This is a genomic window from Roseateles asaccharophilus, from assembly GCF_031458115.1.
Taxonomy (GTDB): domain Bacteria; phylum Pseudomonadota; class Gammaproteobacteria; order Burkholderiales; family Burkholderiaceae_C; genus Pelomonas; species Pelomonas asaccharophilus_A.
Genome location: NZ_JAVDXV010000001.1, coordinates 845,376 through 871,613, shown reverse-complemented (window position 1 = coordinate 871,613; position 26,238 = coordinate 845,376). Strand labels below are relative to the sequence as shown.

Sequence of the window (26,238 nt, the reverse complement as noted above, 5' to 3'; positions counted from 1 at the left end):
GCGATTGTGCGCGTTGAATCTCCTAGCCCGTCCCATGTCTACGTCCGACAACCAACTCGCCAACAAGTCCCAAGCCTGGTCCGCCCTGTTCTCCGAACCCATGAGCGACCTGGTCAAGCGCTACACGGCCAGCGTGGGCTTCGACAAGCGCCTGTGGCGCGCCGACATCAACGGCAGCCTGGCGCACGCGGAGATGCTGGCGGCGCAGGGCATCCTGAGCGCCGAGGACCATGCCGCCATCCAGCGCGGCCTGAACGAGATCGCCGCCGAGATCGAGGCCGGCCAGTTCGACTGGAAGCTGGACCTGGAAGACGTGCACCTGAACATCGAGGCCCGCCTGACCGAGCGCGTGGGCATCGCCGGCAAGCGGCTGCACACCGGCCGCAGCCGCAACGACCAGGTCGCCACCGACGTGCGCCTGTGGCTGCGCGGCGAGATCGACGAGATCACCGGCCTGCTCAAGGCCCTGCAATCCGTCATGGTCGAGAAGGCCGGCCAATACGCCGACACCATCCTGCCCGGCTTCACCCATTTGCAGGTGGCCCAGCCGGTCAGCTTCGGCCACCATCTGCTGGCCTATGTGGAGATGTTCGCGCGCGACGCCGAGCGCATGCTGGACACCCGCAAGCGCGTGAACCGCCTGCCGCTGGGCGCCGCCGCGCTGGCCGGCACCAGCTACCCGCTGGACCGCGAGCGCGTGGCCAGGACGCTGGGCATGGAAGGCGTGTGCCAGAACAGCCTGGACGCCGTAAGCGACCGCGACTTCGCGATCGAGTTCACGTCGGCGGCCACGCTGGTGATGCTGCACATCTCGCGGCTGTCCGAGGAGCTGATCCTGTGGATGAGCCAGAACTTCGGCTTCATCGCGCTGCCGGATGCGTTCTGCACGGGCTCGTCGATCATGCCGCAGAAGAAGAACCCCGACGTGCCCGAGCTGGCGCGCGGCAAGACCGGCCGCGTGGTGGGCCACCTGGTGGGCCTCGTCACGCTGATGAAGGGCCAGCCGCTGGCCTACAACAAGGACAACCAGGAGGACAAGGAACCCTTGTTCGACACGGTGGACACCTTGAAGGACACGCTGCGCATCTTTGCCGACATGCTGGCCGGCCTGACCGCCAAGCCCGAGGCCATGCGCGCCGCGGCGCTGAAGGGCCACGCGACCGCCACCGACCTGGCCGACTACCTCGTCAAGAAGGGCGTGGCCTTCCGCGACGCGCACGAGGTCGTCGCGCACGCAGTGAAGACCGCCACCGCCAAGGGCGTGGACCTCGCCGCGCTGTCGCTGGACGAGCTGAAGGCCTTCGACGCCCGCGTCGAGGCCGATGTGTTCGACGTGCTGTCGCTGGAAGGCTCGCTGAACGCGCGCAACGTGCTGGGCGGCACGGCGCCGGCCCAAGTCCGCGCTCAGATCGCGCGCCACCGCGCCCGTCTCGCATGACCACGCTTGCCTGGACCGACCGGCTGGTACTGAACCAGCCCACGCTGGACGACACGCACGAGGAATTCGTCGGCCTGCTGAATGCCTTCGGCAGCGCGCTGGACGACGGCGTGGACGCCCTGCCCGCCTACCACGCGCTGCTGGCCCACACCGAGGCCCATTTCGCGATGGAAGAGGACTGGATGGCGCGCTGCGGCTTCGAGGCGCAGAACTGCCACAGCAGCCAGCACGCGATGGTGCTGAACGTGATGCGCGAGGCGCTGCGCTACGCGACCGAGCTGAACGACCGCGAGCCGCTGAACATCCTGCGCACCGAGCTGGCGGGCTGGTTCCCGCAGCATGCCGAGGCGATGGACGCGGCGCTGGTGTTCACGATGGAGCAGCGTGGCTTCGACCCGGTGACGGGCGAGTGCCGTGAGCCTGCAGCCGCCGAAGCCACCGACTCAGGCTGTGGCTCCAGCAGCTGCGGGCACTGAAGCGCCGCACATGAAGAAAGGGCCGCTTTCGCGGCCCGTTTTTATTTCTTCAGGTACTCGAAGAACGCCTGCGAGTTCGACTCGCGGCCCAGGAAGTCCTTGACCAGTTCCGGCGCCGGCTTCTGCGCGCCCTGGCCCAGCACCGCGTCGCGATAGCGCTTGCCGGCGTCGGCGCCCAGCTTGTCCTTCTCGAACGCCGTGCGCAGGTCCATGGCCACCACCAGGCTCCACAGGTAACCGTAGTAGCCCGCGCCATAGCCGCCCGCGATGTGGGCGAAACCGGCCGGGAACTTCGTGTCCTTCACATGGCCCAGCGGCGTGGCGCCTTCCATCTTGGCCCACAGCGGCAGCGGTTCGGGCTTGGCCTGCTGGTGCAGCGTGATGTCGTAGCTGGCGTACAGGTGCTGGCGGCCGAACTGGCCACCCTTGCCGTAGTGCTTGGCGGCCTGCGCCTGCGCCACCATCGCGTCGGGCACCGGCTTGCAGTCGGCGCAAACGGCCTGCATCAGCTTCAGCACGTTCTTGTCGTAGACCCAGTCCTCCAGCATCTGCGACGGCGCCTCGACGAAGTCGTGCATGACGGCCGTGCCTGCGGTCGCGGCATAGCGGGTCTTGGACAGGTTCACGTGCACCGCGTGGCCCAGCTCGTGCAGCAGCGTCTCGACCTCGTCCAGCGTCAGGCCTTGCCGGTCGAAGTTGACGACCAGCGCCGCGGCCGGCGTGCGGCCCGCGCGCGTGGCGCTGCCGCGCAGCGGCCACACGGCGGCGTGGTTGTACTTGCCGTCGCGCGGGTACAGGTCCACGTACATCTGCGCGATGGGCTGGCCCGAGGCCGCGTCGCTGACGACATAGGTCTGCACCTCGTCGTGCCACAGTGTGTTGTCCACGCGCTGGTACTTCACGCCCATCAGCTGCTCGATGATCTTCATCGAGAACTCCAGGCTGGCCTGCGGCGGGAAGTAGGGGCGGAACGCGTTCTGGTCGACGCTGAACTTCTCGCGCTTCAGGCGTTCGCCGTAGAAGGTGGCGTCCCAGCGCTGCACGGTGGTGGCGTCCAGCGCCGTGCCCACGTGCTGGGCCTTGGCGGCGCGCAGCTCCTGCAGCTCGGTCTTCTCGCGCGCGTTGACGGCGCCGGTCACGGAATCGAGGAACTTCGTCGCCGTCGCGCCGTCCTTGGCCATGCGGCGGCGCAGGTTGAAGTCCACGTAGTTGTCGAAGCCGAACAACTTGGCGTACTCGCCGCGCAGCGTGACGATCTGGGCCAGCAGGTCCAGGTTGGGCTGGCCGCCCTCGTTGGTCTTGGCCAGCCACATGCGCTGGCGCGCGGCCTCGCTCTCGGCGCTGCGCATCACCGGCACATAGCTGGGGTAGTCCACGCCCAGCACGATGCGGCCCTGCTCGTCGCGCTTGGCCTTCTCCCACACGCTGGCGGGCACGCCCTTCAACTCGGCCTCGGTGAAGGCCACGCGGGTGCCAGCGTCGCGGATGTTCTTGTTGAACTGCTGGTCCAGCTCGGTCAGCTTGTCCAGGATCTGCTTGGCGCGCTCACGCTTGGCCTTGGGCAGCGCCACACCCGTGTCCTCGAACTGGCCCGAGGCCAAGCGCACGAACTCGGCGTCGATGCCGTCCTTCTTGGGCGCCTTCTGCAGCGCGCGGAACAGCTTCTCGTTCTGGCCCAGGCTGGAGCTGAAGTCGGCCCAGCGCAGCGAGCAGGCCTGGGCCGCATCGCGGATGGCCTTGACCGGGTGGACGTTGAGGATGAAGTCGTTGGGGTACTGGTGATCCTCGAAGTAGACCGTCAGGTCGTCCAGCGCGGCCAGCCAGCCGGCGTCGACCTTGCGCTTCTCCAGCTGTGTGACGCGCTGCTTGGCGCCCTTGAGGCCCGCATCACAGCGGGTCTGCACATCGGCGACGCTGTTGTAGGTGGGGAAGTTGGGGCCGGGCAGCTTGGGTTGGGCTTGCGCGGTGGCGGCCAGCAGCAGGCTGGCCAGCGTGGTCAGGGCGGTCTTCATCGTGGCTCCTCGTGGGAAGGCGCCGATTCTGCGGTGACGGCCACGGCCGGCCGTTCCTCACGCCCCTACTTGTGCAGCAGGGTTTTCACCTGGGCCAGCGCCGAGGGATCGTCCAGCGTCGTCAGGTCGCCCGGGTCGCGGCCTTCGGCCACAGCCTGCAGCGCGCGACGCAGCAGCTTGCCGGAGCGTGTCTTGGGCAGCAGCGTCACGAACAGCACGCGCGCGGGCCGGGCCACGGCGCCCAGTTGCGCGTCCACGTGCTTCATGATCTCGCCTTCCAGCGCGGGCGACGCCAGCGCCGCGTCGCGCAGCACGGCGAAGGCGATGGCGACCTGGCCCTTGAGCTGATCCGCCACACCTACCACGGCCACCTCCGCCAACGCCGCATGGCCCGAGATGCACTCCTCGATCTCCCGCGTGCCCAGCCGGTGGCCCGCCACGTTGATGACGTCGTCGGTGCGGCCCAGGATGAAGGTGTAGCCGTCGGCGTCGCGCGTGGCCCAGTCGAAGGTGGAATAGACCTCGCGGCCAGGAATGCTGCGCCAGTAGGTGTTCACGAAGCGGGCGTCGTCGCCCCACACGGTCTGCAGCGCACCGGGCGGCAGCGGGTGAGCAATGGCCAGCACGCCCTTCTGATCCGGCCCGGTCAGCTCGACGCCGGTCTGCTCGTCCAGCAGCTTCACGTCATAGCCGTACATGGGCACGCCGGGTGAGCCCAGGCGGGTGGGCACGGCTTCGACGCCCGGGATGTGGTGGGCCACGGTCAGCAGCGGCCAGCCGGTCTCCGTCTGCCAGTAGTTGTCGATGATAGGCACGCCCAGGCCCTCGGCGATCCAGCGCGCGGTGGGCTCGTCCAGCGGCTCGCCGGCCAGAAACAGCGCGCGCAAGGACGACAGGTCGTGCCGCTTCAGCAGCACGGCGTCGTGCTTCTTCAGCACGCGCACGGCGGTGGGCGCGCTGAACATGACGGTGACCTGGTACTTCTCGACGAGGCTCCACAGCACCGCGGCATCGGGGTTCACCGGCGTGCCCTCGTACATCAACGTGGCCATGCCGTGGATCAGCGGGCCGTAGACGATGTAGCTGTGCCCCACGACCCAGCCGATATCGCTGGTGGAGAAGTAGGTCTCGCCGGGCTTGCCGCCAAAGATCCAGTCCATGCTGGCGGCCAGCGCCACCGCATAGCCTCCCACGTCGCGCTGCACGCCCTTGGGCCTGCCGGTCGTACCGCTGGTGTACAGCGTGTAGCTGGGCGTGTTGCTCTCCAGCCAGGCGCAGGGCACGCGGGCACCGTCGTGCCGGCGGCGCAGTTCGGCGTAGTCCAGGTCGCGGCCCGCCACGCGTTCGAACGGCACCAGGCCGCGGTCCACCATCAGCACGGCGGCCGGCTTGTGCTGGGCCAGCGTGATGGCCTCGTCCAGCAGCGGCTTGTAGGCCACGCGTTTGCCGCCACGGCTGCCCGCGTCGGCGCTGACGATGAGCGTGGGCACCGCGTCGTCGATGCGGCTGGCCAGGCTCACGGACGCGAAACCGCCGAACACCACCGAATGGATGGCGCCAATGCGCGCGCAGGCCAGCATCGCGAACGCGGCCTCCGGAATCATGGGCATGTAGATCAGCACACGATCACCGGGCCCCACGCCCTGCGCGAGCAGCATGGCGGCCATGGCCTCCACCTCGGCCTGCAGCTGCGCGAAGCTGTAGACCTTTTCCTGGCCCACCTCGGTGGACACCCAGATCAGCGCACGGTCACCGGGCCGCGTGGCCGCGTGACGGTCCACCGCGTTGTGGCACAGGTTGGTCGTGCCGCCGACGAACCAGCGCGCGAACGGCGGCTGGCTGGCATCGCAAATCTGCTGTGGCGGGGTCTGCCAGTCAATGCGCTTGGCCTGTTCGGCCCAGAAGGCATCGCGCTCGGTCAGCGAGCGGGCGTGGAAGTCGGCGTAGGCGGTCGGGCTCATGGGAACGAGTGTGGCCCGGGGGCACTGACGGCAGTCTGACCTCGCGCAAGCCGCCGGCGTGAGGAATTTCAGGGTTTTTACGAAGAGAGACGCTTGAGGTACCGGGGTTTGCCCTGAAAATCGCGCGCTTTACTTCCGCTTTGGTTGACGCTGCCGGGTGCCCCCCCTACCCTCCGCGCCGCTGTACCCACTCTGCTATCCGGCCCTCGCGGCCCGTTCCCGGTCTCTCTCGTCTCGAATGTCCCTGGTCTCCATTGCCCTGCTGAATCGCATTGCTGCCGCCGGCCTGCTAGCCGTGGCTTGCGCTGCGCATGCGCAAGGCGTGGCCCAGGCCTCCACCATCAATGCATCGACGCCGCCGCCGGGCACGATGACGGGCGCCTACGGCCAGAGCCTGCAGCAGCAGGCCGCGACCGACAAGGCCGCCAAGCCGGCCACCGCGACGACCGCAACGGGGCAGGACGCCGTCAGCCGCTTCCTCAGTGAACGCGGCCTGCTGGTCACTTCAGAGCAGAGCGCACCGTCGCGGCTGTTGAGCAGCGTGCGCGACACGGCCTCCGACCTGGTGCTGTCGGCGATGAACTTCCTGGGCGTGCGCTACACGCGGGGCGGCAACTCGGTGGAGAACGGCTTCGACTGCAGCGGCTTCACGCGCCACATCTTCGAGATGAGCGTGGGCCTGGTGCTGCCGCGCCGCGCCGACGAGCAGGCCAAGATGAACAGCCTGTTGTCCATCCGCAAGGACGAACTCAAGCCGGGCGACCTGGTGTTCTTCAACACCATGCGCGCCACCTTCAGCCATGTGGGCATCTACGTCGGCGAAGGCAAGTTCATCCATGCGCCGCGCACCGGCAGCGCCGTGCGCGTGGAAGACATGCGCGACGCCTATTGGGCCAAGCGCTTCACCGGCGCGCGCCGCGCCGACCTCAAGGCCGCGGCCGAAGGCAACAACAGCGCCACCGTCACCCGCTGACGGGGCCGCCCAGCTCGCGCCAGGCCTGGCCGAGCAACTCCTTGACCCACGCCGGACTGGCTCTTGCCAGCAGCAGCTTCACGCCGCAGCGTTTGGCGCCCCAGAACAGCGGCTCGACGACGCCCGCTTCGCGCGCGATCCACGCATCGCGGGCATCGTCGTCCTGGATGAACACGCGCAGCTCTGCGCCGTCGGGCGTCATCGTCGCGAAGATGCGGCCCTTGCTGCCCGGCAGGCGGAACGACGTCAGCTCGTGATGCGGCATCTCGACCGCACCGGGGCAAGGCCAGCGCGAGCTCGCGGGCCTTGGCGGAATCCATCAGCCTGCGACCCGCTTGGCCACCAGCGTCAGGATCTCGTAGCTCGCGCACAGCTCGCCGCGCTGGTTGGTCACGGCCACGTCCCAGCCGATGACGCCTTGTGCAGGCTGGTCGTCGCGCGGCGGGCGGTCGATCTTGCGCTTGGCGGTCAGGCGCGCCTGGATGGTGTCGCCGATGGCGACCGGCGTGACGAAGCGCAGGTTCTCCAGGCCGTAGTTGGCCAGCACCGGGCCTGGGGCCGGGCTCACGAACAGGCCCGCGGCCGCCGACAGCACGAAGTAACCGTGCGCGATGCGCTGGCCGAACGGCGATTCCTTGGCCGCGACCTCGTCGAAGTGCATGTAGAAGTAGTCGCCCGACAGGCCGCCGAACGCGACGATGTCGGCCTCGCCCACCGTGCGGCGGTGCGTCAGCAGGCTCATGCCCACTTCCACGTCCTCGAAGTAGCGGCGGAACGGGTGGACGTCGCTCTCGGTGACCGTGCCGCCACGCTGGTACTCGCCGGTGACGGCGGAGATCATCGTTGGCGAGCCCTGCACCGCGCAGCGCTGCAGGTAGTGCTTCACCGCACGCAGGCCGCCCAGTTCCTCGCCACCGCCGGCGCGGCCGGGGCCACCGTGCTTGAGCTTGGGCAGCGGCGAGCCGTGACCGGTGTTCTCGAGCGCAGCTTCCCGGTCCAGCACCAGCATGCGGCCGTGCCAGGCGGCGAAGGTCGGCACGGCTTGCGCGGCCAGCGCCGGCGTCTTGGTGCAGACGGTGCCCACCAGGCTGCCGCGGCCCAGCGTGGCCAGGTGCAGGGCTTCTTCGAAGTCGCCATAGGGCATCAGCGTCGTCACCGGGCCGAAGGCCTCGAGGTGATGCGCGTCGCTGGCGGACGCGTCGCGCGCCAGCAGCAGCGTGGGTGCGTAGAACGCGCCATCGCCAACGCCCTCACCCTTGGGCGCGAAGCCGTCGCGCTCGCTCAGCAGCAACTCGCAATTCTTCGCCAGTTGCGCCACGCGCTCGGCCACGTCGGCCTGCTGGGCCTTGTTGGCCAGCGCGCCCATGCGCACGCCTTCCAGGGCGGGGTCGCCCACCACGGTCTTGCTGAGGCGCGCCTTCAGTGCCGTGGCCACCGCATCCACCAGCTTCGCCGGCACGATGGTGCGGCGGATGGCCGTGCACTTCTGGCCGGCCTTGGCCGTCATCTCGCGCGAGACCTCCTTGATGAAGAGGTCGAACTCCGGGTCGTCCGGCGTCACGTCGGGCGCCAGGATGGCGCAGTTCAGGCTGTCGGCCTCGGCGTTGAACGGGATGCTCTTCTTCAGCAGGTTGGGGTGCGCCTTCAGCATCAGCGCGGTGTCGGCGCTGCCGGTGAAGGTGACCACGTCGGCCTCATCCAGCCGCTCGAACAGGTCGCCCGTGCCGCCGATGATCAACTGCAGCGCGCCGGCCGGCACCAGGCCCGAGTCGACGATGAGGCGCACACAGGCCTCGGCCACATAGCTGGTGGCCGTGGCCGGCTTCACCAGGCAGGGCATGCCCGCCAGGAAGCTGGGCGCGAACTTCTCCAGCATGCCCCACATCGGGAAGTTGAACGCGTTGATGTGCAGCGCCACGCCGCGCTTGGGCACCAGCACGTGGCTGCCGATGAAGTGGTTGTTGGCGCCCAGCCGCATGGGCGGGCCTTCGTGCAGCACGTTGCTGCTGGGCAGGTCCTTGCCGCCGATGGACGCGTAAGCGAACAGCGTGCCGATGCCGCCTTCGATGTCTATCCACGAGTCGCTGCGCGTCGCGCCCGTGTGGGCGCTGATCGCGTACAACTGCTCCTTGCGTTCCAGCAGGTAGGCGGCCAGCGCCTTCAGCACGCGGGCGCGGTCCTGGAAATGCGTGCGCAGCAGGCCGGGCAAGGCCGTGCCGCGCGCAAAGCTCATCGCCTCCGCGAAGTCGAGCGTTTCCTCGTGGGTGTGCGCGACGACCCGGCCGTTGATCGCGCTCGCCAGCGGTTTGGCGGCCGTGGCGCCGACCCAGCGGCCGGCGATGTAGCTCTGAAGCGTGCTCACTTGATCAAGACCCACTTGCCATCCTTGATCTGCACCATCACGCGGGCGCGCTGATCCAGGCCCAGGTGGTCGCCGGCCGACATGTTGAACACGCCGTGTGCGCCAGCCACGTTCTTCGTGTTCTCCAGCGCGTCGCGCAGCGCGGCGCGGAAGGCCGACGTGCCCGGCTGGGCCTTCTTCAGTGCTTCCGGCGCGGCGGCGGCCAGCAGCAGGCCGGCGTCCCAGGCGTGGCCGCCGAAGGTGGACACGGAGCCCTTGCCGTGCGCCGCCTCGTACTTGGCGATGTAGGCCTCGGCGCTCTTCTTCACCGGATGGTCGGCCGGCAGTTGCGCCGCCACCAGCACCGGGCCGGACGGCAGCAGCGTGCCTTCCACGTCCTTGCCGCCCACGCGCAGGAAGTCGTTGTTGGCCACGCCGTGGGTCTGGTAGATCTTGCCGGCGTAGCCGCGCTCCTTCAGCGCCTTCTGCGGCAGTGCGGCGGGCGTGCCCGAGCCGGCGATGAGGATGGCGTCGGGCTTGGCGGCCACGAGCTTGAGCACCTGGCCGGTGACGGACGTGTCCGTGCGGTTGTAGCGTTCGCTCGCGACGATGTTGAGCTTCTTGGCCGCGGCGATCTTGTTGAACTCGCCCCACCAGCCTTCGCCGTAGGCATCGGCAAAGCCGATGAAGCCGGCCGTCTTGATGCCGTTGTCCACCATGTGGGTCACGATGGCCAGCGCCATCATGATGTCGTTCTGCGGCGTCTTGAAGACCCACTTCTTCTTCGCGTCGATGGGCTCCACGATGCGGGCCGACGCGGCCATCGAGATCATGGGCGTGCCGGACTCGGACACCGCGTCGATCATCGCCAGCGAGTTGGGCGTGACGGTGGAGCCGATGACGATGTCGACCTTGTTGTCGGTGATGAGCTTGCGCGTGTTGGCGACAGCGGTGGTCGTGTCGGACGCGTCGTCCAGCACGATGTAGTTGACCTTCTGGCCGGCGATGGTGGTGGGCATCAGCGCGAAGGTGTTCTTCTCCGGGATGCCCAGCGAAGCCGCAGGACCGGTGGCCGAGACCGTGACGCCGACGTTGATGTCCGCATGGGCGGCCAGGGCGATGGAAGCGGCGAGGGCAACGGCAACTTGCTTGAACATTTTCACGGGGGTCTCCTCAGGGGTTATTGAACGGCGGTGGTCTGGGGCGCGCGCACCGCGCCCAGGCCGCCAAAGAACAGGTCGCTGACCAGGTCAGCCAGCGCCTCGTGCGAAAGCTCGCCATCGGGGCGCAGCCAGGTGAAGGTCCAGTTGATCATGCCAAAGAGCAACATGGTCAACGGCTTGTGCAGTTTGGCGTCACTCAGTTCGGGCCGCACGCTGGCGATGGCCGAAGCGAACTCGCCCACGACGCGGCGCTCCACGTCCAGCAGGCGTTCGCGCTCCTCGTCGGCCAGGAACTTGATCTCGCTGGTCAGCACGCGGTGCTGGTCCTGCGCGTCGGCATAGGCGCGCGTGAAGCCCTCGATCAGCGCGCGCAGCTGGGCGTCGGGCGCGAGCTGCCGCGCCTTGACGTCGGCAACCAGCGCCAGCAGCGCATGCACATGGCTGTCGCAGATCTGCGCCAGCAGCTCCTGCTTGTCCTGGAAGTAGTGGTACAGCGTCGGCTTGGCCACGCCGCAGGCCTCGGCGACCTGGTTCATGGACGTGGCGCTGAAGCCTTGTTCGGCGAACAGCCGGGCGGCGGCGGCGAGGATGTCCTCGCGTTGCGCTTCAAAGCCGGGGGCGCGTTTGCGGGCCATCAACGTTCATCAAAGGAAATGACGACCTTGTCGGTCAACGGGTGGGCCTGGCAGCTCAGGATGAACCCGGCAGCGACCTCGGCCTTGTCGAGCGCGAAATTCTTGTCCATGCGCACCTGGCCCTCGATGAGCTTGCAGCGGCAGGTGGAGCACACGCCGCTCTTGCAGGAGAACGGCACGTCCATGCCTTCGCGGGCGGCGGCGTCCAGCAGGCTGGGGTCGCCGGCATGGAACTCGATCTCGCGCGACAGGCCGTCGCGGATGACGGTCACGCGTGCCTCGGGCGCATCGCCGGGCTTGACCTCGTGCGGCACAGGTCGGCCGCTCAGCGTCTCCGGCGTGCCGAAGCGCTCGATGTGAATGCGATTGGCCGGCACACCCGAGCCCAGCAGCGCGGCCTCGGCCTGGTCGTTCATCTCGAACGGGCCGCAGACGAAGACTTCGTCAAGGCTCGCCGCCGGCACCGGGCCGGACAGGAACACGCTGAGCTTGCCGGCGTCCAGGCGGCCGCCGTACAGCGGCGCGTCGACGACCTCGCGGCTGAAGATCAGGTGCAGCGACAGCCGCGTCATGAAGCGGTTCTTCAGGTCTTCGAGTTCTTCCTTGAACATCGTCGACGCGGTGCGGCGGTTGGCGTAGATCAGCGTCGCGCGCGCGGCCGGTTCGCGCTCCAGCAGCGCCGTCAGCAGAGCCAGGATGGGCGTGATGCCCGAGCCACCGGCGATGAACAGCACGTGGCGCCCTTCGGCCCGCGCGGCCGGCAGCACGAAGCGGCCCTGCGGCGGGTAGGACTCGATCAGATCGCCCGGCTGCAGCCGCTCATGCACCCAGGTGGAGAACGCGCCACCTTCGACGCGGCGGATGCCGACGCGCAGCTGGCGGTCGGAACAGATGGAGTAGCTGCGGCGCAGCTCCTGGCCAGCGATGTGGGTGCGCAACGTCAGGTATTGGCCAGGCTCGAAGGTGAAGCCTTCGGGTGCGTCGAAGCCGACCACCATCGCGTCGTCGGTATCGCGCTCGACCGAAGACACGCGAAGCGGGTGGAACTGGATAGCCATTGCTTTAAATGGGCTTGAAGTATTCGAAGGGTTCCAGGCACTCGATGCAGCGCCACGTGGACTTGCAGGCGGTGGAGCCGAAGCGGGACAGTTGCTGCGTCGAGCCGCTGTCACAGCGCGGGCAGCGCAGCCGCGGCACGACCTTGATGGCCTGCTCGGCGCTGCACTGCGGCGGCACGATGCCGTACTGCTGCAGCTTCTCGCGGCCCTCGGGCGTGATCCAGTCGGTGCTCCAGGCCGGCGCGCGCTGCAGCGTGACGGTCACGTCGCCGAACTCTGCCAGCGCGGCGCGCACGTCGTCGGCAATCAGCTCGGTGGCCGGGCAGCCGCTGTAGGTGGGCGTCAGCACGACCTCGACGCCCGACGCCGTCTCGCGCAGGTCGCGCACGATGCCCAGGTCCACCAGCGTCACCGCGGGGATCTCGGGATCAGGCACCTGCGCCAGGCGCTCGCGGGCGGCGGCGAGGTTCATCACCAGACTCCACCCGGGTAGGTGCGCTGCAGGAACTGCATGGTGCCCAACATGTGGCCCATGTGCTCGCTGTGGACGCCGTCGATACCGCGCGGCTGCATCGCGCTGTCGCGCGGCAGCGCGAGCATGGCTTCCTGCATCAGCGTGGTCCAACGGGTGCGCCACTCGGGCTCCAGCTCGTTCCACGCGGGGCCGACGCCATCCACGCCCTCGGCGGCGAACAGTTCGTTGAAATACGGCCACAGCACGTTCAACGCGGCCTGCATGCGGGCCTGCGACTCCGCCGTGCCGTCGCCCAGGCGAACAACCCAGTCGCTGCTGTGCTGGCGGTGGTAGCGCACTTCCTTCAGCGACTTGGCGGCAATGCCGGCCAGTTCGGTGTCCAGGCTGGTCTGCAGTCGCTCGTACAGCAGCTCCAGCCAGATGGCCATGGCGGCGTTGCGGATCGTCGTCAGCGCGAAGTCGCGCCCGCCGCCGCCATCGCTGGGGCTGGCCGCCGCGTTGGGCAGCTCGACGAGGATGATGTTGCGGTACTCGCGCTCCTCGCGCAGGAAGGCGAGCTGGTCTTCATCGCGGCCGGCGCCTTCGAGCTGGCCGGCATGCGTCAGCAGCGCGCGTGCCTGGCCCAGCAGGTCCAGTGCGATGTTGGACAGCGCGAGGTCTTCCTCCAGCACCGGTGCGTGGCCGGCCCATTCCGACAGCCGCTGGCTGTGGATGAGGCAGGTGTCCGCGAGGCGCAGGACGTAGGTGGTCTTGGCGTCCATCACATGTGGTTCAGTTCATCCGGCAGTTCATAGAACGTCGGATGGCGGTAGACCTTGTCGTCGGCCGGCTCGAACAGGCTGCCCTTCTCGGTCGGGTCGCTGGCGACGATCTGCTCGGAGCGCACGACCCAGATGCTGGTGCCTTCCTGGCGACGCGTGTAGACGTCGCGGGCCATCTGGATGGCCATCGACGAATCGGGCGCGTGCAGGCTGCCGCAGTGCTTGTGGTCCAGGCCCGCCTTGCTGCGGACGAACACTTCCCACAGCGGCCATTCGTTCTTCGGATTGCTCATCAGGCTGCCTCTGCTTTCGTCGCTTGCTTGCGGGCGTGGGCCAGCGCCGCATCGCGCACCCAGGCGCCGTCGTCCCAGGCCTTGTTGCGGGCGGCCAGGCGCTCGCGGTTGCACGGACCTTCACCGCCCACCACGCGCCAGAACTCGGCCCAGTCGATGTCGCCGAAGTCGTAGCTGTCACGCTCGGCGTTCCACTTCAGCGCCGGGTCCGGCACCGTCACGCCGAGGATGTCGGCCTGCGGAATCGTCGCGTCGACGAACTTCTGGCGCAGCTGGTCGTTGGTGACGCGCTTGATGCCCCAGCGCATGCTCTGCTCGGAGTTGGGCGAATCCTTGTCCGCCGGGCCGAACATCATCAGCGAAGGCCACCACCAGCGGTTCACGGCGTCCTGCACCATGGCCTTCTGCGCTGCGGTGCCGTGCGTCATCATCGTCAGCAGGCTCTCGTAGCCCTGGCGCTGATGGAAGCTCTCCTCGCGGCAGACGCGGATCATGGCCCGCGCATAAGGCGCATAGGAACACCTGCACAGCGGCACCTGGTTCATGATGGCGGCACCATCCACCAGCCAGCCGATGACGCCGATGTCGGCCCAGGTCAGCGTGGGGTAGTTGAAGATGGAGCTGTACTTGGCCTTGCCGGACAGCAGCGCCTCGGTCATCTCGTCTCGGCTGGTGCCCAGCGTCTCGGCGGCGGCGTAGAGGTACAGGCCATGGCCGCCCTCGTCCTGCACCTTGGCAAGAAGAATCGCCTTGCGCTTCAGCGTCGGCGCGCGCGTGATCCAGTTGCCCTCGGGCAGCATGCCGACGATTTCGCTGTGCGCGTGCTGACTGATCTGCCGCACGAGCGTCTTGCGGTAGTGCTCGGGCATCCAGTCCTTGGCTTCGATGAAGTCACCGGCATCGATGCGGGCTTCAAACGCTTCCTCGCGGGCCAGTTCCTCGGCGGACTTGACCACCTTGGGCTTGGCCTCGCGGGCCATCAGGTCCATGGCTTGTGTATACATCTCAAGCTCCTAAAGAAATGCAACCACAGAGGCACAGAGACACGGAGGAACTCAGAGGGCGCTCTCTCTGTGTCTCTGTGCCTCTGTGGTTGCCTTTGGTATTCATCGCTGCTTACGTTGATCCACGACGCGCCTGGCCTTGCCGACCAGCGTGCGTTCGATGGAATTGTTCGGCTCGACGTTGACGGTCGCGGTCACACCGATCAGGTTCTTGATGCGTTCGGACAAGCGCTTGGCAATGCCGTCATCGGTCGCGCCCAGCGCCAGCTCGCAGCGGATCAGCAACTCGTCCAGGTGGCCGTTGCGAGTCACGACCAGTTGGTACTGCCCGCCCAGCCCCTTCTCCTGCAGCACCAGCTCCTCCACCTGCGTGGGGAACAGGTTCACGCCGCGGATGATGAGCATGTCGTCGCTGCGACCGACGATCTTGCCGATGCGACGCATGCTGCGCGAGGTGGGCGGCAGCAAGCGGGTCAGATCGCGCGTGCGGTAGCGGATGACGGGCATGGCCTCCTTGGTCAGCGACGTGAACACCAGCTCGCCCTCGCTGCCGTCGGGCAGCACCTCGCCGGTGTCGGGATCGATGATCTCCGGATAGAAATGGTCTTCCCAGATCACCGGGCCGTCCTTGCTCTCGATGCACTCGCTGGCCACGCCCGGACCCATCACTTCGGACAGGCCGTAGATGTCCACCGCGTCGATGCCGGCGCCGGCCTCGATCTCGCGGCGCATCGCCTCGGTCCACGGTTCGGCGCCGAAGATGCCCACCTTCAGCGACGACGCCTTCGCATCCAGCCCCTGGCGCGTGAACTCCTCGATCAGCACCTGCATGTAGCTGGGCGTGACCATGATGATGTCGGGCTTGAAGTCGGTGATCAGCTGCACCTGCTTCTCGGTCTGGCCGCCGCTCATCGGGACGACCGTGCAGCCCAGCCGCTCGGCGCCGTAGTGCGCGCCCAGGCCGCCCGTGAACAGGCCGTAGCCGTAGGCCACATGCACCAGATCGCCCGCACGGCCACCGGCGGCGCGGATGGAGCGCGCGACGAGATTGGCCCAGTTGTCGATGTCCTGCAGCGTGTAGCCGACCACGGTGGGCTTGCCCGTGGTGCCAGACGACGCATGGATGCGCGCCATCTTCTCGCGCGGCACGGCGAACAGGCCAAAGGGGTAGTTGGCGCGCAGGTCCTGCTTGGTCGTGAAGGGGAACTTCGCCAGGTCCGCCAGCGTCTTCAGGTCAGACGGATGCACGCCGGCCGCGTCGAAGCTGGCCTTGTAGTGCGGCACGTTGTCATAGGCGTGCTGCAGGCTCCAGCGCAGGCGCTGCAGCTGCAAGGCCTGCAGTTCGTCGCGGCTGGCGGTCTCGATGGGCTCGAGGTCACCGGGTTGAGGCGTCTTCGCCGTCATGCTTCAAACACCTTTCTTTCGCCGAGGCGGTAGGACCTGCCACGGAACATCGCGATCAGGTCGCCGTTCTGGTTCTTCACCGTCACGTCGTACAGCCCCGTGCGGCCTGCCAGCGATGTCTCCTCCGCCGTCGCCGTCAGCACGTCATTCAACTTCGCGGACTTCAGGATGTCGATGCCGAAGCCCGACGCCACCGTCAGCGCGTTGCGGGCATTGCAGGCGAATGCAAACGCCGAGTCCGCCAGCGTGGCGATCAACCCGCCGTGGCAGATCGCGAAGCCGTTCAGCATGTCGGCCCGCACGGTCATCGTGACGACCGCGCGTCCGGGTCCAACCTCCGCGATCTGCATGCCCAGCATGCGGGTGGCGGCATCGTCCGCCAACATCGTGTCGCGGACCTTTTCGGCTGTGGCTTGCGCGTCCATGTTCAGCGGTCCTTGAACTCGGGGGCGCGCTTGTCCAGGAAGGCGGCAACGCCCTCCAGGTAGTCGTGCGAGAAGCCCAGCTGGCTTTGCAGGCCACCTTCGCGCTTCAGCGCGGACTCGTAGTCCACCAGCAGCGCGTCGTCCAGCGCGCGGCGCGTCTCGGCCAGCGCCCGCGTCGGCATGCCGGCCAGCTTCTGGGCCAGCGCCAGGGCCGTGTCCTGCAGCTCGGCATCGGGCACCACGCGGGCGATCAGGCCCAGCGCCTGCGCCTCGGGCGCCTTTACCTTGTCGCCCAGCAGCGCCAGTTCCAGCGCCTTGGCGCGGCCCACCAGCCGCGGCAGCAGCCAGGTGCCGCCGCAGTCCGGGATCAGGCCGATCTTGGAGAAGGCCTGGATGAAGCTGGCGCTCTCGGCGGCCACCACCAGGTCGCAGCCGAAAGCCAGGTTGGCGCCGGCGCCAGCCGCCACGCCATTGACGGCCGCCACCACCGGCACCGGCATGCTGCGCAGCCGCAGCGCCAGCGGGATGTAGTAGTGATCCAGCATGTGGCCGATGTCCTTGGGCGCGGCCCCCGGCTCGCGGCTGGGTGCCACGTGCGGGTCGGCCAGGTCCTGGCCGGCGCTGAAGGCGCGGCCGGCGCCCGTGATGAGCACGCAGCGCACCTGGCCGTCCTCGGCCGCCGCCTGCAGCGCCTGGCGCAGCTGGCCCAGCATGCCGGCCGTGAACGCGTTCAGCGCCTCGGGGCGGTTCAGGCGCATGACGCGCACCGCGCCCTGCTGTTCGATCTGGATCAGTTGTTCGGACATGGGATTTCTCTACCGACCGGTCGGTTAATCGTAGAAGCCTCCTCCGGCCGAATCAAGGAGGCCTGGAGAAAACCCTAGGTTTTGACGACCTGGACGCCGTCCACCAGGGCTGCCACCAGGGCAGGCAGAGGCGGCGCGAAGCCGGCGGCAGTGCAGGCGGTGGCACCAGCGGCCAGAGACCAGCGCAGATGTACCTCGGCCGGCGCGCCAGCGTCGCGCATCAGGCTGTCCAGCAAGGCGGCGAGCCTCGCATCGCTGGCGCCCACGGCGTCCACCACGTCCACCCGGGGCGGCAGGGCGGTGCATTCCTCCACGCCGTGGTACAGCGTCGCGCCGGCCTCGCCGCGCGTCAGCAGCAGCCAGGCACCGGGGTTCCAGGCGGCGATCTGCGCCAGGCCGGAGCGGTGGTCCGGCAGCCGGAACAGCCCGCGCAGGTCCGCCTCGGACACCTTGATGACGTCGGCCAGCCGGCACATCTGCTCCAAGGTGTCGTCATAGCTCGCGTCCATGGGCGGCGCGCGGAAGTTGGGGTCATAGCTGATCAACCGCCCTTCGGCCTTCAAGGCCTGCGCCAGTGCAAGCAAGCGCGGCGCCAATGGCGGGCGCACCAGCCCCAGGCTGCCGAAATGCGCCCAGCGCAGCGAGCGCGTCCAGCCTGCCGGCAGGCCGTCGGGCCGGAAATGCAGGTCGGCGCTGTCCTGGCCGATGAAGAAGGCGCGGGGCGGGTCCACCTCATGCGTCACGACCAGCAGCGGCGGCCGGGCCAGTTGCTGCAGGAAGCGCAGGTCCAGGTGCGCGGCCTGGCTGCAGCGCCAGATCTCGTCGCCGAACGCGTCGCGGCTGATGGCACCGGCAAAGGCGCTCAGCTGCCCCAGCGTGGACATCGCCACGGCCACGCTCCACGGCGAGCCACCACAGCTGCTGCGCCAGCGGTCGGCACCGATGCGGGTCAGATCGGTCAGCGCTTCGCCGAAGGCAATGAAATGCGGCAGGTCGGGGTGGAGGATCTGGGCCATTCGTGTGGATTCAAGCGCGCCCACGCGAGGGCCGCAAGTGCCCGGGGCTATGGCGTCGCTGCGACAATCACCCCATGTCCGGACGCGTCATTCCCCTGCACGACAGCCGCTCGCTGCACCCCCTTGCGGTGGCGCCGGTCCGCGTCGGCATGCCGCTGCTCGACGCACGGGGCCGGCCCCTGCGGGATCTGCGCATCTCGGTGACGGACCGTTGCAACTTCCGCTGCGGCTACTGCATGCCCAAGCAGGTGTTCGGCAAACACCATGAATTCCTTCCCCATGCCGACCTCCTCAGTTTTGAGGAGATCACGCGGCTGGCCCGCGTCTTCGTGGCTCTGGGCGTCGAGAAGCTGCGCATCACGGGCGGCGAACCCACGCTGCGCCGCGGCCTGGAGGCGCTCATCGCCCAGCTCGCCGCGCTGCGCACGCCCGACGGGCGGGCGCTGGACCTGACGCTGACCACCAACGGCTCCACTCTGGTGAAAAAGGCCGCGAGCCTGAAGACGGCCGGCCTGAACCGCCTGACGGTCAGTCTGGACGGACTGGACGACGCCGTGTTCCAGCGCATGAACGACGTGGGCTTCCCGGTCGCCGACGTGCTGGACGGCATACGCGCCGCGCAGGCCGCGGGTCTGGGGCCCATCAAGGTCAACATGGTCGTGCAGCGCGGCGTCAACGACGACCAGATCCTGCCGATGGCACGCCACTTCAGGGGCAGCGGCGTGACGCTGCGCTTCATCGAATACATGGACGTGGGCGCCACCAACGGCTGGCGCATGGATCAGGTGCTGCCCAGCCACGAGGTGCAACGCCGCATCGCGGCCGAGTTTCCGCTGGTGCCGCTGTCGGCCAGCGCACCCGGCGAGACGGCCGAGCGCTGGGCCTATGCCGATGGCGGCGGCGAGGTGGGCTTCATCTCCAGCGTGACGCAAGCCTTCTGCGGCGACTGCAACCGCGCGCGGCTGTCGACCGAGGGGCGGCTCTACACCTGCCTGTTCGCCAGCCGCGGGCATGACCTGCGCGGCCTGCTGCGCGGGCTGGAGCCGGTCAGCGACGAGCAGCTGGCGGGTGCCGTCGCGGGTGTGTGGACCGGCCGCACGGACCGCTACTCGCAGCTGCGCGGGACCGCCGAAGCCATGGCCGAGCCCCGCGTCGAGATGCACTACATCGGTGGCTGAACTTCACGCCCTCGTCCTCGCCGGCGGCCGCGGTAGCCGCATGGGCGGCGTGGACAAGGGGCTGCAGCTGCTGGATGGCAAGCCGCTGGTGTCGCATGTCATCGCCCGCCTCGCGCCGCAGGCCGGCCCTGTGCTGATCAGCGCCAACCGCAACGTCGACGCCTACGCCGCGCTGGGCCATCAAGTCGTCACCGACCCGCCCGGCCTGGAGTTCACCGGCCCGCTGGCCGGCATGCTGGCCGGCCTGCACACGCTGCCCGGCGACGCCTGGCTGCTGACCGCGCCCAGCGACTGCCCACACTTGCCGCTGGATCTGGCGCAGCGCCTGTTCGATGCCGCCCAGCCCCACGGTCTGGCCTTCGCGCGGGCCGGTCGCGAGCACCCGACGCATGCGCTGCTGCACGCCCGACTGCGCGAGCCGCTGGCTGCACATCTGCAGTCCGGTGGCCGCGCCGTGCTGCGCTGGATGCTGTCGCAGCCGCATGGCATCGCGCACTTCGACGACGAGGCCGCCTTCGCCAACCTCAACCGCCTGGCGGACCTGCATGGCTGAAGTCGTCTTGCGCCTGATGCAGGAAACCGACCTGCTGGCCTACAAAGCGCTGCGCGACGCGATGCTGGCAGGTCACCCCGAGGCCTTCACATCCGACGCCGAGACGGAGGGCCGGCGCGACCTGGGCAGCTACCGCAGCCGACTGCCCGGCGGCCAGGGCGGCACGACGCTGTTCACGCTGCTGGCCGTGGACGGCGACCGCGTGGTGGGCGCGTTGACCTTCGAGCGCGAACCGCGCCGCAAGGTGCAGCACATCGCGCAGCTGCTGGGCATGATGGTGGCCGACACCCATGTGGGCCGCGGCATCGGCCGCGCGCTGCTGGCCGCCGCCATCGTGCGGCTGCAGGCGGTGCCGGGCCTGGCCCAGCTGACGTTGAGCGTGACGTCCAGCAACCACGCGGCCATCGGCCTGTACGCCAGCATGGGCTTCCAGCGCTACGGCTGCCTGCCCGACGCAGTGCGCCTGCCCGACGGACGCCGGCTGGACAAGGACTTGATGCTGCTCAGGCTTCAGGGCTGAACCAGCTCGAACTGCACCACGAGCGCATCTTGCACCGCCAACAGCCCGCCCATCACCGCGAAGGGTTGGATGCCGAAGTCGCTCTGCCGCACGACCACCTGGCCGCTTGCGCGGCGCCCGTCCACGTCAACGACAAACCATTGCCGGCGGCTCTGGCCGTGCAGCGTGATCTCGGCCTCCACCGCGCGCCTGGCGCCGTCACCCACCTGCTGCAGCGTGCGCACTGCCACCTCGGGGTGCGTGGCGGCATCCAGCGCCTTCAGCAGGTTGGCCCGCGTGCCGGCGCGCGCGTCGGCGTCCACCGCGCTGGCGAAGTCGACGCCCAACGCGGCGCGCAGTTCGGGCGGGTCGACCACCAGCGCGTCCAGCCGGAACCGCAGCACCGGCCCTGCGGCGGCCCACTCCACACGCAGGTCGCCCGCCCGCAACACATGGTTGTGCCCCAGGCGCGCCGCGGCCCCGCCCCGGAAGACCAGCACATGCAGGGCCTGCCCCTGGACGGCTGGTGCGGCAACGGGCGCGGGCGCACCGGCGCAGCCCGCCAGCACGACGGCGGCGACAGCGATCAGCAAGGTGCGGCGGACGAAGGACAACGTGCTCAACTGGGGAATTCGCGGAGGTTTTGCGTGCTGGAGCGCGACGTTCCCGCGCCGGGCTGGACTAGCATAGGCCCATCTCCTCAACGGAGCCCCGACATGGCCAGCCTGTTCCGCCCCGCCCTTGACCTGATGGCGCAGTACGCCGCCTACCACCGCGACCGCCGCAACATCGCGACGCACTTCGTCGGCATCCCGCTCATCGTGTTCGCGATCAGCGCGCTGCTGGCGCGCGCCGAGTTCCACGTGGGCGCCACGCCCATGAACGCGGCCATCGTGCTGTGGGCCGTCACGGCGCTGTGGTACCTGACGCGCGGCAATCTCGTGCTGGGCGCCGCCACGGCCATCGTCAACGGCGTGTTGACCGCGCTGGCCATGACCGCCATCCAGGGCGCGACAACGACCGGCTGGCTGGTCATCGGCGTGGGCAGCTTCGTCGTGGGCTGGGTGCTGCAGTTCGTGGGCCACTATTACGAAGGCCGCAAGCCCGCCTTCGTCGACGACCTGGTGGGCCTGCTGGTGGGCCCGATGTTCGTCGTCGGCGAGGCCATGTTCATGCTGGGCTGGGGCCGCCCGCTGCTGGAAGAGATCGAGAAGCGCGTCGGCCCGACGCATCTGCGCGACCTGGCCCATCCTGTTTGACGCGCTGACGCGATGACCGGCGTTCTCGTCATGGGCGCCGGCTCCGTCGGCTGTTTCATCGGCGGCCTGACCCAGCTGGCCGGTGTGCCGGTCCACTTCGTCGGCCGCCCGCGCGTGCTGACCGGCTTGCGCAAGAACGGCCTCCGGTTGACCGACCAGAACGGGCTGGACCGCCGCATCCCGGCGCTGGACCTGCGCCTGCACGAACAGCCGCCCGCCGGCCTCAAACCCGATCTGGTGCTGCTGTGCGTGAAGTCCGGTGCCACCGCCGAGGCGGCCACCGCGCTGGGGCTGACGCTGCCGCAGGGCACACCCGTCGTCAGCCTGCAGAACGGCGTCGCCAACGCCGAGCTGGCCCGCGCCACCGTGCCGCAGCTGCACTGGCATGCCGGCATGGTGCCGTTCAACATCGCCGAGCTGGCGCCTGGGCACTACCACCGCGGCACCGACGGCTCGCTGGCCGCCGAGGGCCGGGCCTCTGATGTCGCACTGGCAGCGTGGCAGACGGCGCTGGGCCGCATGGGCATGAAGCTGCATCTGCATGAAGACCTGGCGCCGGTGCAGTGGGGCAAGCTGCTGCTGAACCTGAACAACCCGGTCAATGCGCTGTCCGGCCGGCCCCTGCGGGCGCAACTGCTGGAGCGCGGCTACCGCCGCGCGCTGGCGGCGCTGCAGCAGGAGGCGCTGGACCTGCTGGACGCCGCGCAGCGCCCGGTCGCGCAGCTGACACCGCTGCCGCCGCGCCGCCTGCTGCAGGTGCTGCGCCTGCCCACGCCGCTGTTCCGGCTGGTGGCCGCGCGCATGCTGCGCATCGACGACGAGGCCCGCTCCAGCATGGCCGACGACCTGGCCGTCGGCCGCATCACCGAGATCGATGCGCTGTGCGGCGAGATCGTGCGGCTGGCCCAGGGCCTGAACCGCCAGGCGCCGCTGAACGCGCGCATGCAAGCGCTGGTGCAAGCCTGGCCCAAGCGCCGCCGCCCACACTCGCCCGCCGAGCTGCTGCGGGCGCTGGGACTGACCTGAACGCCCGATCTACGTAAAAGCCGAAGCAATATTCAGTCGCCGCTTGCGACACCAATTGCGACAATGCCGGTTTTTCCACGGCCGCCGCCCCACGACCATGACCCTGATCGAACTGCTCAGCAACCCACAGACCTGGATCGCGCTCGCGACCCTGACCGCCCTGGAGCTGGTGCTGGGCATAGACAACATCATCTTCATCAGCATCCTGGTGGACAAGCTGCCCAAGGCGCAGCAGGAGACGGCGCGGCGCCTGGGCCTGTTCATGGCCATGTTCATGCGCATCGCGCTGCTGATGACGCTGGCCTGGATCGTCGGCATGACCGAGCCGCTGTTCACGCTGTTCGGCTACGGCTTCTCGGGCCGAGACTTGATCCTCATCGGCGGCGGTCTGTTCCTGATCTGGAAGAGCACGGTCGAGATCCACGGCTCGCTGGAAGGTGAAGACGAAGCGCACGAGGTCAGCACCGGCAAGGCCGCCAAGGCTGCCTTCAGCGCAGCCATCGTGCAGATCATGCTGATCGACCTGGTGTTCTCGCTGGACTCCATCATCACCGCCGTGGGCATGGTCAGCGACGTGCGCATCATGATCGCCGCCGTCATCGCGTCGGTCGCCCTGATGATGCTGTTCGCCCGCCCCATCGGCCAGTTCGTGTCCAACCACCCGACCATCAAGATGCTGGCGCTGAGCTTCCTCGTCGTGGTGGGTGTGGTGCTGGTGGCGGAAGGCTTCGGCCACCACGTGCCCAAGGGCTACATCTACTTCGCGATGGCGTTCTCGCTGGGCGTCGAGATGATCAACATCAAGATGCGCAAGAACGCTGACACCAAGGTCAAGCTGCGCCAGCAGATCCCGGGCGGCGACGACTGAACGCTTGCGGCACCGCGGTCATGGAAAGGCTGATGCGCTTCCCGACCGCGGTCCGGCACGACGCCGGCATCGCCGCGTGGTTTGACGCCCGCGGCCAGCTCGGCGGCATGGCCCGCCACTGGTTCAGCCTCATGCGCGACTGCGGCAACGATGTGCAGGAACTGCTGCACGACGGCCATCCCACCGCCTGCGTCGGCGACGCCGCCTTCGCCTACGTCAACAGCTTCACGGCCCACGTCAACGTGGGCTTTTTTCTGGGCGCGCTGCTGCCGGACCCGGCCGGCCTGCTGCAAGGCAGCGGTCGCTTCATGCGGCACGTGAAGCTGAGGCCCGGTGAGGCCGTCGACGACGCGGCGCTGCGTACGCTGATCACCACCGCCGCCGTCGACATGCGCCAGCGCGCGCGTTGAAGCTCAGGTCGCCCAGATGCGCGGATCGCTGGCGGGCAGGGCCCACAGCCGCTCGCGCCACAGCGCCCGCACGCGGCGCAGCGCCACGGTGACCGCCTCGACCTCGTCACCCACGACGCGCACCAGCAGCACGGATCCGCGCGAGCCGGCCAGGTGCGTGGCGCCGCTCAACGGCTGATCGGCCAGCAACTCGCGCCCGTCGGCCAGCAAGGTTTCGGCGTCGGCCAGCGGGGTCGTCTGCGCATAGACCAGCGTGCCCAGCACGCGGCGGCCGGCCAGGCCGCAGGGACCGTCCAGCAAGGCCTTGTCGGCGGCATCCAGCCAGCCGCGATCCAGCCACTGGCCTTCGATCTCGAGGTGCTGCAACACGCGGCCCAGGTCGAAGGGCTGCGCCGCCGCGGGCAGGCCCAGGCCCAGCACCTCGGTCGCGAACAGGCTGGCGCCCGGCGCGAGGCTGAGCTTCACCTCGTTGCGCGCCACACAGGCCGGGTAGGCCAGCGTCTCCTGGGGCACCCACTCCAGCCGGGCGCCCTCGCCCACCCGCGCCTGTACCACCTGCGCGGCCTCGCCGGCGACGGAGCGGTAGAAGCGCGTGGCCGCTGGCGTCGTCACCAGCAGGTGGGCGCCGGGCTGCACGTCGATGGCGATGTCCAACCGGTCGCCGCCCACCAGGCCGCCGGGTGGGTGCACCAGCACCGCGTGCGCGACGGCGTCACTCTCGGGGTAGAGCGTCTTCAGCAGCCGCAGCGGGCCGTCGTGGCGCGCGTGGACGCGCGTGGCCGTGCCCTCGCGTCTCGCGTCCAACGCCAGCCGCGCGGGCCAGCGAACAGCATCAGCCAACGAGCAGACCCTTCTTCTCGATGAAGGAAACGACGTCGGCCAGGCCTTCGCGGGTCTTCAGATTGGTCATGACCCAGGGCTTCACGGGCCGCATGCGCGCGGTGTCGCTGCGCATGACTGTCAAGTCGGCGCCCACATGCGGCGCGAGGTCGGTCTTGTTGATGACGAACAGGTCGCTCTTCGTGATGCCGGGCCCGCCCTTGCGCGGGATCTTCTCGCCCGCGGCGACGTCGATGACGTAGATGGTCAGGTCGCTCAGCTCGGGGCTGAACGTCGCCGCCAGGTTGTCGCCGCCGCTCTCGACGAAGACGATGTCGGCGTCGGGAAACTTCTCCAGCATGCGGTCCACGGCTTCGAGGTTGATGGAGCAGTCCTCGCGGATGGCCGTGTGCGGGCAGCCGCCGGTCTCCACACCCATGATGCGCTCGGGCTCCAGAGCGCCGGCCACCGTCAGCAGGCGCTGGTCTTCCTTGGTGTAGATGTCGTTGGTGACGACCACCAGGTCCCAGTGGTCGCGCATGGTCTTGCACAGCATCTCGACGAGGGTGGTCTTGCCGGAGCCCACGGGGCCGCCGACGCCCACGCGCAGCGGCGGCAGTTTCTTGGTTCGATTCGGGATGGCGTGCAGCGGTGCGTTCATGAGCGGAACAGTCGTGAATATTGGGTTTCGTGGCGGGCGCCCAGCACGCCCAGCAGCGGCGAGAACGCCATGGGTTCGTGCACGGCCACAGCGGTCGCCACGGCTTGCGGGATGGCTTGCACGAGACGTGCCAACAGGCGCTGGCCAGAGGTCTGGCCCAGCGGCACGCAGCGCACTGCGGCCTGCATCAGGTTCTCGGCCCAGCCGAAAGCGATGGCCTGCAGCGCGGGCTCCAGCGCCGCGCCGCGCGACGCCGCGGCCGCGCCCATCACCACGGGCCAGGCGGGCGCGGGCTTCAACGTCTGCAGCAATGGCAGCACCGGCGCGTCGGGCACCAGGCCTTGCATCCACACGAGCAGGCTGCGGCCCATCTGCTGGATCTGTTGCAGGCTCTCGCTGGTTTCGCGGGTCTTCAGCACCCAGGCGTTGAGTTGCGCCAGCCGTTCGGCGTCCAACGCCAGCGTGGCCGCATGCGCCGCCGCCGCGACCGGCAGTTCCGCGCGGGCCTGCACCAGCTCGAGCTGGTTCAGCAGCCAGTCGCCGGCGCTGGTCTCGTCGTGAACGATGCCGGCGTCCACCGCTGCCTCAAGCCCCTCGGAGTAGCTGAAGCCGCCGACCGGCAGCGCGGGGCTGGCCAGCCAGAGCAGGTGCAGCAGTGAGGATGAGGCGTCGGGCGGCATGCGGCGATTCTCACCGCGCCGCACAGCTCTCCCGCCGGAACCCG

The 26,238-nt window shown here is 68.9% G+C and carries 29 protein-coding genes; 10 read left to right on the top strand and 19 right to left on the bottom strand.

Annotated elements, in window-relative coordinates; translation table 11 throughout:
* Positions 1–34: 34 nt before the first annotated feature.
* On the top strand, positions 35–1,438 hold the full coding sequence (gene argH / locus J2X21_RS03960) for an argininosuccinate lyase (protein WP_310325125.1): 1,404 nt from the start codon (positions 35–37) through the stop codon (positions 1,436–1,438).
* Positions 1,435–1,914, top strand: a complete 480-nt coding sequence (locus J2X21_RS03955) for a hemerythrin domain-containing protein (protein ID WP_310325123.1) — start codon at positions 1,435–1,437, stop codon at positions 1,912–1,914. Before argH ends, J2X21_RS03955 begins: the two co-directional genes overlap by 4 nt.
* A gap of 41 nt (positions 1,915–1,955) precedes the next feature.
* On the opposite strand, the gene J2X21_RS03950 is transcribed toward J2X21_RS03955, so the two are convergent.
* Both J2X21_RS03950 and J2X21_RS03945 read right to left on the bottom strand, forming a co-directional pair.
* Positions 1,956–3,926 (bottom strand): M3 family metallopeptidase, encoded by a 1,971-nt coding sequence (locus J2X21_RS03950; protein WP_310325121.1) that lies wholly within the window; start codon positions 3,924–3,926, stop codon positions 1,956–1,958.
* A gap of 65 nt (positions 3,927–3,991) precedes the next feature.
* Positions 3,992–5,887, bottom strand: a complete 1,896-nt coding sequence (locus tag J2X21_RS03945) for a propionate--CoA ligase (RefSeq protein ID WP_310325119.1) — start codon at positions 5,885–5,887, stop codon at positions 3,992–3,994.
* Between the two features lie 238 nt (positions 5,888–6,125).
* On the opposite strand from J2X21_RS03945, the gene J2X21_RS03940 reads away from it, so the two are divergent.
* Positions 6,126–6,860 carry a C40 family peptidase gene (locus J2X21_RS03940; RefSeq protein WP_310325117.1) on the top strand — a complete coding sequence of 245 codons (735 nt, stop codon included), beginning with the start codon at positions 6,126–6,128 and terminating at the stop codon, positions 6,858–6,860.
* On the opposite strand, the gene J2X21_RS03935 is transcribed toward J2X21_RS03940, so the two are convergent.
* The 13 genes from J2X21_RS03935 to J2X21_RS03875 all read right to left on the bottom strand — a co-directional run bounded on the left by J2X21_RS03935 (position 6,850) and on the right by J2X21_RS03875 (position 18,241).
* Positions 6,850–7,125 carry an MmcQ/YjbR family DNA-binding protein gene (locus tag J2X21_RS03935; protein WP_310325115.1) on the bottom strand — a complete coding sequence of 92 codons (276 nt, stop codon included), beginning with the start codon at positions 7,123–7,125 and terminating at the stop codon, positions 6,850–6,852. The two genes, J2X21_RS03940 and J2X21_RS03935, sit on opposite strands and share 11 nt — an antisense overlap.
* Before the next feature lie 54 nt (positions 7,126–7,179).
* The gene (gene paaZ / locus J2X21_RS03930) at positions 7,180–9,222 is read right to left on the bottom strand and encodes a phenylacetic acid degradation bifunctional protein PaaZ (RefSeq protein ID WP_310325113.1); all 2,043 of its coding nucleotides are present in this window, start codon (positions 9,220–9,222) and stop codon (positions 7,180–7,182) included.
* Entirely contained in the window at positions 9,219–10,358 is a 1,140-nt protein-coding gene (locus J2X21_RS03925) for an ABC transporter substrate-binding protein (protein ID WP_404666575.1), read from the bottom strand. The genes paaZ and J2X21_RS03925 overlap by 4 nt, the downstream gene beginning before the upstream one ends.
* A gap of 23 nt (positions 10,359–10,381) precedes the next feature.
* On the bottom strand, positions 10,382–10,999 hold the full coding sequence (locus tag J2X21_RS03920; protein WP_310325110.1) for a TetR/AcrR family transcriptional regulator: 618 nt from the start codon (positions 10,997–10,999) through the stop codon (positions 10,382–10,384).
* On the bottom strand, positions 10,999–12,057 hold the full coding sequence (gene paaE, locus J2X21_RS03915) for a 1,2-phenylacetyl-CoA epoxidase subunit PaaE (protein WP_310325108.1): 1,059 nt from the start codon (positions 12,055–12,057) through the stop codon (positions 10,999–11,001). Before paaE ends, J2X21_RS03920 begins: the two co-directional genes overlap by 1 nt.
* 4 nt (positions 12,058–12,061) lie before the next feature.
* A complete protein-coding gene (paaD, locus tag J2X21_RS03910) occupies positions 12,062–12,529 on the bottom strand; it encodes a 1,2-phenylacetyl-CoA epoxidase subunit PaaD (protein WP_310325106.1) in 468 nt (155 codons plus the stop codon).
* On the bottom strand, positions 12,529–13,293 hold the full coding sequence (gene paaC / locus J2X21_RS03905; RefSeq protein WP_310325104.1) for a 1,2-phenylacetyl-CoA epoxidase subunit PaaC: 765 nt from the start codon (positions 13,291–13,293) through the stop codon (positions 12,529–12,531). Before paaC ends, paaD begins: the two co-directional genes overlap by 1 nt.
* The gene (gene paaB, locus J2X21_RS03900; protein ID WP_310325102.1) at positions 13,293–13,586 is read right to left on the bottom strand and encodes a 1,2-phenylacetyl-CoA epoxidase subunit PaaB; all 294 of its coding nucleotides are present in this window, start codon (positions 13,584–13,586) and stop codon (positions 13,293–13,295) included. The genes paaC and paaB overlap by 1 nt, the downstream gene beginning before the upstream one ends.
* Positions 13,586–14,590: a 1,2-phenylacetyl-CoA epoxidase subunit PaaA gene (gene paaA / locus J2X21_RS03895; protein ID WP_310325100.1), complete on the bottom strand. Its 1,005-nt coding sequence runs from the start codon at positions 14,588–14,590 to the stop codon at positions 13,586–13,588. The genes paaB and paaA overlap by 1 nt, the downstream gene beginning before the upstream one ends.
* Positions 14,591–14,692: 102 nt before the next feature.
* A complete protein-coding gene (gene paaK / locus J2X21_RS03890) occupies positions 14,693–15,994 on the bottom strand; it encodes a phenylacetate--CoA ligase PaaK (RefSeq protein WP_310325098.1) in 1,302 nt (433 codons plus the stop codon).
* The gene (gene paaI / locus J2X21_RS03885; RefSeq protein ID WP_310325095.1) at positions 15,991–16,419 is read right to left on the bottom strand and encodes a hydroxyphenylacetyl-CoA thioesterase PaaI; all 429 of its coding nucleotides are present in this window, start codon (positions 16,417–16,419) and stop codon (positions 15,991–15,993) included. The genes paaK and paaI overlap by 4 nt, the downstream gene beginning before the upstream one ends.
* Positions 16,420–16,421: 2 nt before the next feature.
* Entirely contained in the window at positions 16,422–17,225 is an 804-nt protein-coding gene (locus J2X21_RS03880) for an enoyl-CoA hydratase-related protein (protein ID WP_310325091.1), read from the bottom strand.
* A gap of 74 nt (positions 17,226–17,299) precedes the next feature.
* Positions 17,300–18,241, bottom strand: coding sequence for a PfkB family carbohydrate kinase (locus J2X21_RS03875; protein WP_310325088.1), 942 nt, complete (start codon positions 18,239–18,241; stop codon positions 17,300–17,302).
* A gap of 74 nt (positions 18,242–18,315) precedes the next feature.
* On the opposite strand from J2X21_RS03875, the gene moaA reads away from it, so the two are divergent.
* From moaA to J2X21_RS03860, 3 genes are read left to right on the top strand one after another with little or no spacing between them, the layout of a single operon-like run.
* The gene (gene moaA / locus J2X21_RS03870; RefSeq protein WP_310325085.1) at positions 18,316–19,419 is read left to right on the top strand and encodes a GTP 3',8-cyclase MoaA; all 1,104 of its coding nucleotides are present in this window, start codon (positions 18,316–18,318) and stop codon (positions 19,417–19,419) included.
* Positions 19,412–19,972: a molybdenum cofactor guanylyltransferase MobA gene (gene mobA / locus J2X21_RS03865; RefSeq protein ID WP_310325082.1), complete on the top strand. Its 561-nt coding sequence runs from the start codon at positions 19,412–19,414 to the stop codon at positions 19,970–19,972. Before moaA ends, mobA begins: the two co-directional genes overlap by 8 nt.
* Positions 19,965–20,492 (top strand): GNAT family N-acetyltransferase, encoded by a 528-nt coding sequence (locus J2X21_RS03860; RefSeq protein ID WP_310325079.1) that lies wholly within the window; start codon positions 19,965–19,967, stop codon positions 20,490–20,492. Before mobA ends, J2X21_RS03860 begins: the two co-directional genes overlap by 8 nt.
* Here J2X21_RS03860 and J2X21_RS03855 read toward each other — a convergent pair.
* Positions 20,483–21,085, bottom strand: a complete 603-nt coding sequence (locus J2X21_RS03855; protein WP_310325077.1) for a YceI family protein — start codon at positions 21,083–21,085, stop codon at positions 20,483–20,485. The two genes, J2X21_RS03860 and J2X21_RS03855, sit on opposite strands and share 10 nt — an antisense overlap.
* Before the next feature lie 102 nt (positions 21,086–21,187).
* On the opposite strand from J2X21_RS03855, the gene J2X21_RS03850 reads away from it, so the two are divergent.
* The 4 genes from J2X21_RS03850 to J2X21_RS03835 all read left to right on the top strand — a co-directional run bounded on the left by J2X21_RS03850 (position 21,188) and on the right by J2X21_RS03835 (position 24,034).
* Positions 21,188–21,730 (top strand): Mpo1 family 2-hydroxy fatty acid dioxygenase, encoded by a 543-nt coding sequence (locus J2X21_RS03850; RefSeq protein ID WP_310325076.1) that lies wholly within the window; start codon positions 21,188–21,190, stop codon positions 21,728–21,730.
* Between the two features lie 12 nt (positions 21,731–21,742).
* Positions 21,743–22,756: a 2-dehydropantoate 2-reductase gene (locus tag J2X21_RS03845; protein WP_310325074.1), complete on the top strand. Its 1,014-nt coding sequence runs from the start codon at positions 21,743–21,745 to the stop codon at positions 22,754–22,756.
* Positions 22,757–22,859: 103 nt separating this feature from the next.
* A complete protein-coding gene (locus J2X21_RS03840; RefSeq protein WP_310325454.1) occupies positions 22,860–23,624 on the top strand; it encodes a TerC family protein in 765 nt (254 codons plus the stop codon).
* Positions 23,625–23,656: 32 nt separating this feature from the next.
* A complete protein-coding gene (locus tag J2X21_RS03835; RefSeq protein WP_310325071.1) occupies positions 23,657–24,034 on the top strand; it encodes a DUF1801 domain-containing protein in 378 nt (125 codons plus the stop codon).
* 3 nt (positions 24,035–24,037) lie between these two features.
* Here J2X21_RS03835 and J2X21_RS03830 read toward each other — a convergent pair whose 3' ends face one another.
* Genes J2X21_RS03830 through J2X21_RS03820 form a run of 3 tightly spaced genes read right to left on the bottom strand, consistent with a single transcriptional unit; the run spans position 24,038 to position 26,194 of the window.
* Entirely contained in the window at positions 24,038–24,874 is an 837-nt protein-coding gene (locus J2X21_RS03830; RefSeq protein WP_310325068.1) for an urease accessory protein UreD, read from the bottom strand.
* The gene (gene ureG, locus J2X21_RS03825; protein WP_310325066.1) at positions 24,867–25,514 is read right to left on the bottom strand and encodes an urease accessory protein UreG; all 648 of its coding nucleotides are present in this window, start codon (positions 25,512–25,514) and stop codon (positions 24,867–24,869) included. The genes J2X21_RS03830 and ureG overlap by 8 nt, the downstream gene beginning before the upstream one ends.
* Complete coding sequence (locus tag J2X21_RS03820) at positions 25,511–26,194, bottom strand: urease accessory protein UreF (protein WP_310325064.1); 684 nt, start codon at positions 26,192–26,194, stop codon at positions 25,511–25,513. The genes ureG and J2X21_RS03820 overlap by 4 nt, the downstream gene beginning before the upstream one ends.
* Positions 26,195–26,238 lie beyond the last annotated feature (44 nt).